Below are 10,564 nucleotides of genomic sequence, written 5' to 3'. Positions count from 1 at the left end.
GGCTGCCATCGAAACCAAGTAACTCATTGAATCTCAAGGAGTTTTCCGTTTAGACTGCGCCGGAAGTGGGGCGAATTATAGACACCTGAAATCTGCCGTCAACCCTTAATTTTGTTTTTCTATCAGATGGCGAAGTAGGGGCTTGAATTCCTGCCGTCATATAGACGGAAGCGCTGCATATGAGCAATATACTGCTCAACTCAATCTGCATTTCTGGACGACTCCGCGTAATGAATTCCCCACATCGCAGCCTGGCCTCCTCGTTGTACCCGGTTGCCCTGCTAATAATAGCCATGGCCTCCATCCAGTCAGGCGCGTCCCTCGCGAAAAGCATGTTTCCCGTTGTAGGGCCGCAAGGCACCACAACGCTACGGCTGATCTTCGCTAGCATCATCATGCTCTTACTGCTGCGCCCCTGGCGTGCCAGGCTGACAGCCCAGTCCCTGCGCACCGTAATCGTCTACGGAATAGCATTAGGGGGCATGAACTTTCTGTTCTACATGGCACTGCGCACCATTCCGCTGGGGGTCGCGGTGGCGCTCGAATTCACAGGCCCCCTGGCGGTCGCCATTTATGCTTCGCGCAGGGCGATCGACTTTCTGTGGATTGCCCTGGCCGTGATTGGCCTGATTCTATTGATTCCTACCGGCGCCACCAGTGCCGGCCTCGACCTGGCCGGTGCAGGTTATGCGCTGGGCGCTGGAGTCTGCTGGGCGCTATACATCCTGTTTGGGCAGAAGGCCGGTGCGGACAATGGGGTACAAACCGCCGCCTTGGGGGTCATGATCGCCGCCCTATTCATCGCCCCCATCGGAATCATCCACGCGGGATCTGCGTTGCTCACACCCAGCCTGATCCCTGTTGCGATTGGCGTCGCCATCCTGTCTACCGCCCTGCCCTATACCCTGGAAATGATTGCCCTGACCCGGATGCCAGCCCGTACCTTCGGAACCCTGATGAGTATCGAACCTGCCATCGGTGCACTGTCCGGCCTGGTGTTTCTTCAGGAGTACCTGTCATTCGCCCAATGGTCCGCCATTTTCTGCATTATCCTGGCATCGGTAGGCGCAACGCTGACCATGGGCAACGCTGTGAAGCCCGCCGTCGCGGCAGATTGAAGCAGGATTTAACGAAGGTCTGGTAATTGCCACGCATTTAGGCCATGTTTAGGTCGGTAACCCAATGGCAGACATGGATTTTTCATACAGGACGTCATGAACGCTTCAAGCAAGAGCGAGCACAATCGTACGTGGACGTAAGATCCACGACGGTTATAAGGATGGGAATGAAACGAATTTTGATACTGATCGCCGTACTTGCTGTTGCAGGCTGCGCAGCGACATCGAAAACCGAGGTCAAACGCGGTAAAAAAGGCCTTCACATCAACTGCTCAGGCCTGTCCTCATCTTGGGACCAGTGCGCCGCCAGCGCCGCCAACTCATGCGCCCCCAAGGGCTACAAAGTCATCGCCAAATCCGGTGATGCCGTCGAGGAGCCCGGGGATTATCCCTTTGGGCTCAACCCAGCCGGCTATACCAGCCGCAGCATGATCGTCATCTGCAAATAGGGCACGTTTGATCGGACGGCTGCTCAACCATTCGGCGACGGATCTCGTCTTGGTTGGATTTGAGCACGTCACGTTGGGTCCCCAGTACAGGCAATGCGCATCGCGCCTCAGGTTGCTCGACGTGACTCATGCACAGGCACTGACTCATACAGCGCGCGGTGTACGGCGCGCCGAGCGTGTTCGTTGGTGACTGTATTTCGGCCAGACCGGCTGGACTTCGTCCGTGAAGCCCTGGCCTGCTCCATGGTCAAATGGCTGCGGTCCGCTGGTTCAGCCATTGCAGGGCGGCGCCATCCAACAACGGGCTCAATCGACGTTGAACCTCGGCGTGGTAGGCATTGAACCAGTCCTTTTCGTCCTGGGTCAGCAGCGAGGGTTCAAGGCAGCGGGTATCGATCGGGCATAAGGTCAGGGTTTCGAACTCCAGGAACTCGCCGAACTCGCTGCTTCCCGCCTCACGATTCAACACCAGGTTCTCGATCCGCACGCCCCAGCGGCCGGGACGATAAGTGCCCGGCTCGATGGAGGTGATCATGCCCGCTTGCATTGCCGTCTGCGGCGCAGCGACGGCCTGATAGGCAATCACCTGCGGACCTTCGTGGACGTTGAGGAAATACCCTACGCCATGGCCGGTGCCATGCCCGTAATCCACTTGCTCGGCCCAGATCGGTGCGCGAGCGATGGCATCGAGCAATGGCGAGAGGATTCCCCGAGGGAATCGGGCCCGAGACAACGCAATCACCCCTTTGAGCACGCGAGTGCAATCACGCTTCTGCTCGGCGGTAGGTGTTCCCACCGGCACCATCCGGGTGATGTCCGTGGTGCCGCCGAGGTATTGGCCACCGGAATCGATCAATAACAAACCATCGCCTTCGATGACCGCATGGGCCTCTTCGGTGGCATGGTAATGCGGCATCGCGCCGTTGGCATTGAATGCGGCGATGGTATTGAAGCTCAGGGACACAAAATCAGGTCGACGCATGCGGGCCGCGGTCAGGTGCTCATCGATGGTCAGCTCGGTGATGCGCTCGCGGCCCCAGGCGCTTTCCAGCCAGGCGAAAAATTCACAAAGCGCGGCGCCGTCCTGCTCCATGGCGCGACGGATATGCTCGGCGTCGGCCAGGCTTTTGCGCGACTTGGCCAGCGTCGTCGGGTTGAGCCCTTCCACCAGTTTCACGCCACTGTCCAGGTTATCCAGCAAACCCACCGTGACCCGCGCCGGATCCACCAACAAACTTGCACCGCCCGGCACTTCGCGTAAAGCCGCGGCCGCTTCGTTGTAGTCACGCAGGGTCACACCGTCCTGTTGGAGGACGCCACGCAGCGCAGCGTCAACCTTGTCCAGGGCCACGAACAACGTCGCCTGCTGTTGATTGATCAAGGCAAAGGAGACAAATACCGGGTTGAACGAAACGTCCGCGCCGCGCAAGTTGAACAGCCAGGCGATGTCATCCAGCGTGGCGATGAAATGCCAATCGGCGCCGCGCTCCTTGAGAACTTCGCGCAATTTGGCGATCTTTTCGGTCCGGTTGACGGTGGCTTGGGGCGCCTGGTGCGCATAGACCGGCTGATCTGGCAGGCTCGGGCGGTCGGTCCAGACTTCCTGGAGCAGATCGATGTCGGTACGCAACCGTGCGCCCCGCTCTTGCAGTTTGCCGCGCAGGGTTCGGGCAGACGCCACCGCCATGACCGCACCGTCGACCGCGACCACGCCCCCCTCAGGGGTTTGTTCAGCAAGCCAGTCCAGTGGGCCGGGCTGGCCTGGAATGAGCTTGACCAACTCGATGCCGCTGCCCTCCAACTCCTTGGTGGCCTGTTCCCAGTAGCGGCTGTCGGCCCAGACACCGGCAAAGTCGCCAGTCACGATCAACGTCCCCACCGAGCCATGGAAACCCGACAGCCATTGCCGGCCCTGCCAATACCCCGGTAGGTATTCCGACAGGTGCGGGTCGGCTGACGGCACCAGCAGCGCATGGATACCCTCGCGACTCATCAGTTGACGGATACGGGCCAGGCGTTGGGGAACCAGTCCATGGGTCAAAGGCTCGGTGCTCATCATTTCTCCTGCTGATTATTTTGTTGTATGCCGAGAACACTCGGCCTAAGAGGTAGTCGCCCAAAACGCCGGCGCGGTAGTACACGCCGCCTTGATCAAGCGCACCGCCTCATCGATATCCTGTTCGGTCGTGAAGCGGCCCAAACTCAAACGAATGGTCCGCTCCGCCGCTCGTGCGCCGAGCCCCAGGGCCAGCAATACATGCGACGGGGTGTTGTGCGCCGAATTGCAAGCCGAAGTCGCGGAAAATGCAATCGAAGCGCCCAATGCCGCCGGGTTGAACTCACCGTCGTGAAACGTGAGGCTCAAGGTATGAGGAATCCGTCGCGTCGCACAACCATTTATACACACCCCAGGCAGTGCCAGCAGTGGCTCCAGCAAACGATTGCGCAACCGGGCGATTTTAGCGAGTTCATCATCGAAGGCCTGGGCGGCGAGTTCGAAGGCGGCGCCCATGGCCGCGATCTGGTGGGTTGCCAGGGTTCCGGAGCGCAAGCCGCCTTCATGACCGCCGCCATGAATCTGCGCCGACAGCCGTGGCCGGGCTCGCTCGCCAACGTAAAGCGCTCCGATCCCCTTGGGGCCGTAGATCTTGTGGGCGGAAAAAGACATCAGGTCTACCGGCCATCGGGCCAGGTCGATCTTCACCTTTCCAGCGCCTTGGGCGGCATCCACATGGAACAGCGCACCGTGCCGGCGAACGATTTCACCGATGGCGGGCACATCATTGACAGTGCCCAATTCGTTGTTCACCAACATCAGCGACACCAGGATTGTATCCTCACGCAGGGCCTCGCGAACCGCTTGTGGACTGATCAGGCCTTGGTCATCCGGCGCCAGCCAGGTCACCGCAACGCCACTTTCCTCAAGCTGACGGGCCGTATCGAGAATCGCCTTGTGTTCGATCAGGCTGGTAATGACATGCCCACCGGAGCCATTGCGCGCCTGGGCCACGCCTTTGAGGGCCAGGTTATTGGACTCGGTGGCGCCGGAGGTCCAGACAATTTCCCCTGCCTGAGCGCCGACCAATTGCGCCACCTGCTGGCGAGCGCGCTCCACCGAGCGTCGCGCCTCCTGGCCAAAGGCATGGGAGCTGGACGCCGGGTTGCCGAAATTGCCGTCAAAGCCCAGACACTCGACCATGACCTGGATGACCCGCTCATCCACCGGCGTGGTGGCGGCGTAGTCGAAATATAAAGGACGTTTATTCATGGGATACTCGCAGAGCCTGCTCCGGGACCAGGTGCCCTCGTTGAGTTCGAGACTGGCATGACCTGATCGAAGACCTTAAAGAAGTCGAACTTCGTTTAAAAGTGCGTAGGAACGCTCCTGAACAGCGAGCTTAGCAGGCATCGCGTCGAAGCTCAGCCCTCACTTGATGCTTTCGAGCAACAACGGGTACAACGAGGCGACCAGCAACAACGCCATGCCCCAGTTGAACAACCGCAACCAGCGACGATCACGCAACAGGTTGCGCAACAGCGTGCCGCAGACGACCCACAGGCTGACACTTGGCAGGTTGATCAGCGCAAACACTGCCGCGATCACCACTACATTCACGAAATAACCCTGGAGCGGCGTGTAAGTGCTGATGGCACCAATAGCCATGATCCACGCCTTGGGATTGACCCACTGGAACGCCGCCGCGCCCCAATAGCTGATCGGCGCATGGTCCCCGGGCTGGCTATCACCGACCGGGCCGGAGTGGGCGATTTTCCACGCCAGGTACAGCAAGTACGCAGCGCCGATATAGCGCAGCGCAGTGTAGAGAAACGGGTAGGTCTGGAAGACCGCGCCCAGGCCAAGACCCACCGCCAGCACCAGGGAAAAGAAGCCGCAGGTAATGCCCAGCATATGCGGGATGGTGCGGTTGAAACCGAAATTCACCCCCGAGGCCAGCAACATGGTGTTGTTCGGGCCAGGCGTAATCGATGTCACCAGGGCAAACAGGGCAAAGCCCAGCAAAAGGTCGAGCGAGAGGTTCATGACGGGTAATCCATCGAGGCGGTCGGTCAAGTCACGACCCTACCCGACGTCCCGGCGCAAACCCATGGACAGTTAGGCAAAACTTCGAGCGGTACAGTCCTTCAGCTCGAACGGCCGGGTTGTGGTACGACCTGTTCGGCGCTCATTTGGCCACGATCGTCGAAACCGACGTTCTTCTCGGCAGTCCCGAGCAATTCGACTTTCTTGGCGTGGTACTCATCAAAGGACAAGCCGCGACGATTCAAGGCTTCGAGGGCCAACTCGCGGGCTTCGTCGGCAGTGTAGGGGCGCAGCTCAGGAGAAGAGCTGACGCAGCCGCTCAATACGGTGGCGGTCAACAGCAGTAAAACAGCGAAGATACGGTTCATGGCGAGTGTCCTTGTCCTGAAGTGGGGCGATGAACAAAGGCTACCCGCCGGCACGGCACGGCAGAAATCAACCCTTTCGATAGTGGGTATTGGCGACTTGTATCAGCCGTTGCGCTTAATAGACCAACTGGCAGTGCAACGCGTCGTCCGGGCTGCGCTCGATGTTGCGCAGCACCTGGAACGAACCAAACGTCACGGCTTTGGCCCGGTGGACCTGAAGCAACCGCCAAAAATCCTGCTGGCCGTTTTCAAAGCTGCGCAAAGCCGCTTCGCCCGACTCGCGGGTGTGCCATTGCAAGTAATTGAGCACCCGCCGTCCGTCTTCGCTGACCTGGATACTGGCGCTCAGAAAACCCTGGTGATCCCGGGCAAGGCGTTCATTCTGCTCCGACAGGGCCGTGACCAATGCCTGTTGCCATTGAGGCTCGATGTCGAACTCCATCAACTGGGTGAAGCTGCGATTGTTCCTTGACGATTGCATGAAGAATCCCCGATGCCAGTAAGACGGATCTTGCGATCCGAAAGCGTGCAGGGTAAAACCTCTAGTTAAGTCAAGGTCAAGCGGTGAATGCAGCGATGGCACAGATCGATGTCCACAAGGAGCTTACCGTTGGCCAAGTGGCCGCCCGCAGCGGCGTGGCGGTCACGGCGTTGCACTTCTACGAATCCAAGGGACTGATCCAGAGCACGCGTAACCAGGGTAACCAACGGCGTTATCCACGGGGTGTGTTGCGCCGGGTGGCACTGATCAAGGTCGCCCAGCGCTTGGGCATTCCCTTGGCGGAAATCGGCGAGGCGCTGAAAACCCTGCCGGACAACCGCGCCCCAACGGCCGCCGACTGGGCGAGCTTGTCGACGCAATGGAGCCGGGAGCTGGACGAACGCATCAATCGGTTAATGGCCCTGCGCGATCGGCTCAACGGTTGCATCGGCTGCGGTTGCCTGTCGATGCAAACCTGTCCGCTGCGTAACCAGGGCGACGTGCTGGGCGAACGCGGACCTGGGGCTCACCTGTTGGACGAGCCTTAGGACGTTCGTCGGCGCGCGGACCGATACAGGGCACCTGACCTATAGTGGAGGACGCAAATGGACGAAGACACTCTTCGCCTCCCATAACAACAAGGAGAAACGTCATGGGCGTCAAAGCCATTCCCGAAGGTTTCCACAACATCACACCCTACCTGGGCATTCAGAAAGCTGCCGAAGCCATCGACTTCTACAAGAAAGCCTTCAATGCCACCGAGGTCATGCGCCTGGCCATGCCCGACGGCGGCGTCGGCCATGCTGAACTGCGGATCAACGGTTTCCCGATCATGCTCGGCACGCCGTGCGATCAAGGCCCATTGAGCAACCCGGACACCTCGCCATCGGTGGGCCTGCATCTATATGTCGAAGACGTGGACAGCGCCTATGCCCAGGCGATCGCGGCCGGCGGCACGGTCATTTCCGAGGTCAAGGACCAGTTTTATGGCGATCGGACCGGCACTTTGAAAGATCCGTATGGGCACGTGTGGTTCCTGGCCACACACAAGGAAGACCTGACTCAGGAACAGATCGAGCAGCGGGCCAGGGAAATGTTTCAACAGGGCTAACCGGCCCATGAAACCATCGTGGCGAGGGAGCTTGCTCCCGCTGGGATGCGGAGCAGCCCCAATGGCTTCCATCGCCTGGGTTCGAAATCCAGAGCCGCTACGCGCCTTAGCGGGAGCATGCTCCCTCGCCACAAAAGAAAATGGGTAAACGCGAAACATTTTCTTTCATCTTTCCCTTCGGGATTTTCGCCTCTCGTTCGTCTTAATTAGATGCAGCAGGCCACGTCGGCAAAAGCCACGGCCTGTCTTTCCAGGGTTCACGGTATTGCGAAGCCCGTAATACAGGTCCCTTCATCGAATCAAGACCTTCAATCATGTCGAAGAAGTCCCGCTCCAAACTCTGGTTCCTGGTCCATAGCTGGCTGGCGTTACCCATCTGGTTCTTCGTGCTCATCGTGTGCGTCACCGGCACCCTGGCGGTCGTCAGCCAGGAGATCGTCTGGCTGGCCAACCCGGAAATGCGCGCCAGCAAGCCGTCGGACGACGCGCCGCTGCTCAGCTACGACCAGGTCATTGCCGCGATCAGGCAAGCCCAGCCGCAAATCCAGGTGCAAAGCGTTGTCCGTCCGGACGAGTCCCACTTTGCCCTGGAGGTCGGCGTGACCTACCCCGACGGCCGCCCCGACACGGTCTACGTCAATCCCTACAGCGGCGTCATCCAGGGCTCGGCGCCGACCTTCAACTTCCAGGCCTTCACCCGGGCCCTGCATGGCTGGTGGTTGGTGCCGTTCACCAACGGCTACAGCTGGGGCTGGTACCTGGTGTCGCTCCTCGGACTGCCCCTACTGGCATCACTGATCACCGGGCTGGTGGTCTACAAACGTTTCTGGAAAGGCTTCCTGCGCCCTACCCTGCGGATTCGCCACGGTGCGCGGATATTCTGGGGCGATTTTCATCGGCTCAGCGGCATCTGGTCGATCTGGTTCATCGCGGTCATTTCCATCACCGGCACCTGGTTCCTGATCCAGGCCTTGCTGGCCGATAACCAGATTTCCATCTCCAGCGAGCCAGTCATTCCAGTGGTTGCCCGCGAGAGCGTTCCCGTGTCGGCCGATGGCACTGCGCCGCCCACCCTGAACCTGGATCGGGCCATCGATATCGCCCAGCAACGTATCCCGGGGTTGGAGGCGAGCTTCGTCAGCCTGCCCGGCAATGCCTATAGCCATCTGCAAATCGGCGGGCGCGGTTGGTATCCGCTGATGTTCCAGACCGCCACCATTAATCCCTACAACGGTGACGTGGCCGCTTCACGGCTACTGTCGGACCGCACGGCACTAGAGTTCGTCACCGAATCCATGCGCCCGCTGCACACCGGGGATTTCGGCGGCTTGTGGATCAAACTCATCTGGTTTTTCTTTGGTTTGCTGCTGAGCATGATGGTCCTCAGCGGCTTGCTGATCTGGACCAAGCGCACGGCGTTGGCCACCGCCAATGCCTTCAAGCGCAGCCAGAAACCCGTCCGTGAAACCCGGATTGCCCGGCCACTGCAGCCGTCCATCCAGCGCGAATCATCGGAGGGCAGCCTGTGAACGCGTCCAACACCGCCTCGTCACCGTCCCGCCTGGGCCAGTTCTGGCACAAATGGCGCTTTCACCTCAACGTGCTGCTGTTGCTGATCCCCCTGGGCTTCATGCCCAAATATTTCTCCGAAGCAGCATTGTTTCGCGGCGACGCCGGGCTCGGGGAGCGCCAGATCGGCGAGGTCCAGGTGGGGCCATGGAGCCTGCGCCTGGCCGAGTTTCGCAACGAAGCCCCGCGCCAGCAGGGCCCGGCCGGGTATATGAAGCACTTCAACGCCGCCCTTTGCCAACGCTGCATCGGTGAGGTCAAAGCCACCTACCTGCGCATCGGCAAGCCCCGCAGCCTGCGGGCCGCCGGGGTGATTTTCTTCGGCTCGCCCTATCGCATGGGCGCGCTGCTGCCTGTCCCACAAAAGACCCCATCCGACGCCGAGCTGTGGATAACCCTTGAAGGCTGGGACGGCTCGATGCACCAGGCTTCCATCCCCCTCAGTCAAGCCTCGCCGGCCACCGTCGACTGGCTGAATAACCAAGGACCCCGACCATGATCTCCCGCGCCTTCTTCAATAGCGTGGCGCTGCTGCTCTGCGCCGGTCTCAGCACAAGCGCCCTGGCGCACAACCCGATGTGTCAATGCAAGGCCATCGATGCCGAGCAGATCCAATGCACCGGAGGATTTTCCGACGGCAGCGGCGCGCCCGGCGTGACCCTGGACGTGATCGGCTACGACGAAACCATCCTGGTGCCCGGCAAGCTCGGCGCCGACTCGACGCTGACCTTCAAGAAGCCCAACGCCGAATTCTACGTACTCTTCGACGCCGGCCCCGGCCACGTGGTGGAAATCGACCAAGCCGACATCGAGGCCCCATGAACAGCCCCACCACCCAAGTCATCCGGCCCGCCGGTGCCGGTCATGAAACCCTTTATGTACTGCTGCTGTGCCTGGTCATCGTGCTGGTCTGCGGCACAGTGGTGGCCTGGCATGGCGAAGCCGAAGACACCGCTCACCTGGCCTCGAACCAACTCGACGCACGTCGCGATCTGGGCGCCGCCGAACAAGGTATCTATGCGGACCTGCGGGTGACCCTGGATGAAATCCACCTGCTGCGCCAAGAGCAACAGGTCCTGCCCACCCCGCAAACGCTGGCTGACGAAGGCTTTGCCCCATTCGCGCAGGATGCCAGCGCCACCAGCCGCGGCGGACACAGCTGGCAGTTGCTTCAGGAAAAAGCCTACTTCGGAAACAGTGCAGAGCCGTCCATCGCCGGTTCGTTTCTGATGCGTGTCAGCGAAGCGTCCGACGCAGCACCGGACATCTGGCTTAACCGTAGCACCGCCATTGCCGTCCCCAATGCACTGGACGATGCCGCGTTGTCCGCCGCCGGCTGGCAGCAGATCGTCGCGCAGTTCGATGCGGGCGTCACCCGCCAGCACCGCCACTGAACCCACGCTTTATTCAAGAGAAGCTCCTGCGC

13 protein-coding genes are annotated in these 10,564 nt (G+C 60.4%); 8 read left to right on the top strand and 5 right to left on the bottom strand.

Annotation, left to right across the window (positions count from 1 at the left end; translation table 11 throughout):
- Nucleotides 1-230: 230 nt before the first annotated feature.
- A complete protein-coding gene (gene rhtA / locus ACLEJR_RS25780) occupies nucleotides 231-1,118 on the top strand; it encodes a threonine/homoserine exporter RhtA (RefSeq protein WP_440817458.1) in 888 nt (295 codons plus the stop codon).
- A gap of 167 nt (nucleotides 1,119-1,285) precedes the next feature.
- Nucleotides 1,286-1,567 (top strand): hypothetical protein, encoded by a 282-nt coding sequence (locus ACLEJR_RS25775; RefSeq protein ID WP_014337379.1) that lies wholly within the window; start codon nucleotides 1,286-1,288, stop codon nucleotides 1,565-1,567.
- A gap of 247 nt (nucleotides 1,568-1,814) precedes the next feature.
- On the opposite strand, the gene ACLEJR_RS25770 is transcribed toward ACLEJR_RS25775, so the two are convergent.
- The 5 genes from ACLEJR_RS25770 to ACLEJR_RS25750 all read right to left on the bottom strand — a co-directional run bounded on the left by ACLEJR_RS25770 (nucleotide 1,815) and on the right by ACLEJR_RS25750 (nucleotide 6,458).
- Nucleotides 1,815-3,623: an aminopeptidase P family protein gene (locus tag ACLEJR_RS25770; RefSeq protein ID WP_440817455.1), complete on the bottom strand. Its 1,809-nt coding sequence runs from the start codon at nucleotides 3,621-3,623 to the stop codon at nucleotides 1,815-1,817.
- Nucleotides 3,624-3,668: 45 nt separating this feature from the next.
- Nucleotides 3,669-4,835, bottom strand: a complete 1,167-nt coding sequence (locus ACLEJR_RS25765) for a cysteine desulfurase family protein (RefSeq protein ID WP_440817453.1) — start codon at nucleotides 4,833-4,835, stop codon at nucleotides 3,669-3,671.
- Nucleotides 4,836-4,994: 159 nt separating this feature from the next.
- The gene (locus tag ACLEJR_RS25760) at nucleotides 4,995-5,609 is read right to left on the bottom strand and encodes a LysE family translocator (RefSeq protein ID WP_440817450.1); all 615 of its coding nucleotides are present in this window, start codon (nucleotides 5,607-5,609) and stop codon (nucleotides 4,995-4,997) included.
- A 101-nt stretch (nucleotides 5,610-5,710) separates the two neighbouring features.
- Nucleotides 5,711-5,977, bottom strand: a complete 267-nt coding sequence (locus tag ACLEJR_RS25755; RefSeq protein ID WP_440817447.1) for a hypothetical protein — start codon at nucleotides 5,975-5,977, stop codon at nucleotides 5,711-5,713.
- Between the two features lie 115 nt (nucleotides 5,978-6,092).
- A complete protein-coding gene (locus ACLEJR_RS25750; protein ID WP_440817445.1) occupies nucleotides 6,093-6,458 on the bottom strand; it encodes an antibiotic biosynthesis monooxygenase in 366 nt (121 codons plus the stop codon).
- Nucleotides 6,459-6,553: 95 nt separating this feature from the next.
- On the opposite strand from ACLEJR_RS25750, the gene soxR reads away from it, so the two are divergent.
- From soxR to ACLEJR_RS25720, 6 genes are all read left to right on the top strand, one after another.
- Entirely contained in the window at nucleotides 6,554-7,006 is a 453-nt protein-coding gene (gene soxR / locus ACLEJR_RS25745) for a redox-sensitive transcriptional activator SoxR (RefSeq protein WP_440817442.1), read from the top strand.
- A gap of 104 nt (nucleotides 7,007-7,110) precedes the next feature.
- Complete coding sequence (locus ACLEJR_RS25740) at nucleotides 7,111-7,569, top strand: VOC family protein (RefSeq protein ID WP_245139278.1); 459 nt, start codon at nucleotides 7,111-7,113, stop codon at nucleotides 7,567-7,569.
- A 314-nt stretch (nucleotides 7,570-7,883) separates the two neighbouring features.
- Nucleotides 7,884-9,098 (top strand): PepSY-associated TM helix domain-containing protein, encoded by a 1,215-nt coding sequence (locus ACLEJR_RS25735; RefSeq protein ID WP_440817439.1) that lies wholly within the window; start codon nucleotides 7,884-7,886, stop codon nucleotides 9,096-9,098.
- Nucleotides 9,095-9,637 carry a thiamine pyrophosphate-binding protein gene (locus tag ACLEJR_RS25730; protein ID WP_440793984.1) on the top strand — a complete coding sequence of 181 codons (543 nt, stop codon included), beginning with the start codon at nucleotides 9,095-9,097 and terminating at the stop codon, nucleotides 9,635-9,637. The genes ACLEJR_RS25735 and ACLEJR_RS25730 overlap by 4 nt, the downstream gene beginning before the upstream one ends.
- On the top strand, nucleotides 9,634-9,960 hold the full coding sequence (locus ACLEJR_RS25725) for a hypothetical protein (protein ID WP_440793986.1): 327 nt from the start codon (nucleotides 9,634-9,636) through the stop codon (nucleotides 9,958-9,960). The genes ACLEJR_RS25730 and ACLEJR_RS25725 overlap by 4 nt, the downstream gene beginning before the upstream one ends.
- Nucleotides 9,957-10,532 (top strand): DUF6162 family protein, encoded by a 576-nt coding sequence (locus ACLEJR_RS25720; RefSeq protein ID WP_440817437.1) that lies wholly within the window; start codon nucleotides 9,957-9,959, stop codon nucleotides 10,530-10,532. The genes ACLEJR_RS25725 and ACLEJR_RS25720 overlap by 4 nt, the downstream gene beginning before the upstream one ends.
- The last annotated feature ends 32 nt before the right edge of the window (nucleotides 10,533-10,564 follow it).

Origin of the sequence: Pseudomonas sp. SMN5 (assembly GCF_052041925.1) — a bacterium.
Classification (GTDB): domain Bacteria; phylum Pseudomonadota; class Gammaproteobacteria; order Pseudomonadales; family Pseudomonadaceae; genus Aquipseudomonas.
Note: the sequence above shows the minus strand (reverse complement) of the source record. Positions and strands in the feature narration are given on the sequence as shown.

Bases quoted from the DNA above. Each gene is read 5' to 3' on its own strand.
- ACLEJR_RS25735 (WP_440817439.1), top strand. From the start codon at position 7,884: ATGTCGAAGAAGTCCCGCTCCAAACTCTGGTTCCTGGTCCATAGCTGG.
- ACLEJR_RS25720 (WP_440817437.1), top strand. From the start codon at position 9,957: ATGAACAGCCCCACCACCCAAGTCATCCGGCCCGCCGGTGCCGGTCAT.
- ACLEJR_RS25765 (WP_440817453.1), bottom strand. From the start codon at position 4,835: ATGAATAAACGTCCTTTATATTTCGACTACGCCGCCACCACGCCGGTG.
- ACLEJR_RS25775 (WP_014337379.1), top strand. From the start codon at position 1,286: ATGAAACGAATTTTGATACTGATCGCCGTACTTGCTGTTGCAGGCTGC.
- ACLEJR_RS25770 (WP_440817455.1), bottom strand. From the start codon at position 3,623: ATGAGCACCGAGCCTTTGACCCATGGACTGGTTCCCCAACGCCTGGCC.
- ACLEJR_RS25760 (WP_440817450.1), bottom strand. From the start codon at position 5,609: ATGAACCTCTCGCTCGACCTTTTGCTGGGCTTTGCCCTGTTTGCCCTG.
- ACLEJR_RS25755 (WP_440817447.1), bottom strand. From the start codon at position 5,977: ATGAACCGTATCTTCGCTGTTTTACTGCTGTTGACCGCCACCGTATTG.
- soxR (WP_440817442.1), top strand. From the start codon at position 6,554: ATGGCACAGATCGATGTCCACAAGGAGCTTACCGTTGGCCAAGTGGCC.
- rhtA (WP_440817458.1), top strand. From the start codon at position 231: ATGAATTCCCCACATCGCAGCCTGGCCTCCTCGTTGTACCCGGTTGCC.
- ACLEJR_RS25740 (WP_245139278.1), top strand. From the start codon at position 7,111: ATGGGCGTCAAAGCCATTCCCGAAGGTTTCCACAACATCACACCCTAC.
- ACLEJR_RS25725 (WP_440793986.1), top strand. From the start codon at position 9,634: ATGATCTCCCGCGCCTTCTTCAATAGCGTGGCGCTGCTGCTCTGCGCC.
- ACLEJR_RS25750 (WP_440817445.1), bottom strand. From the start codon at position 6,458: ATGCAATCGTCAAGGAACAATCGCAGCTTCACCCAGTTGATGGAGTTC.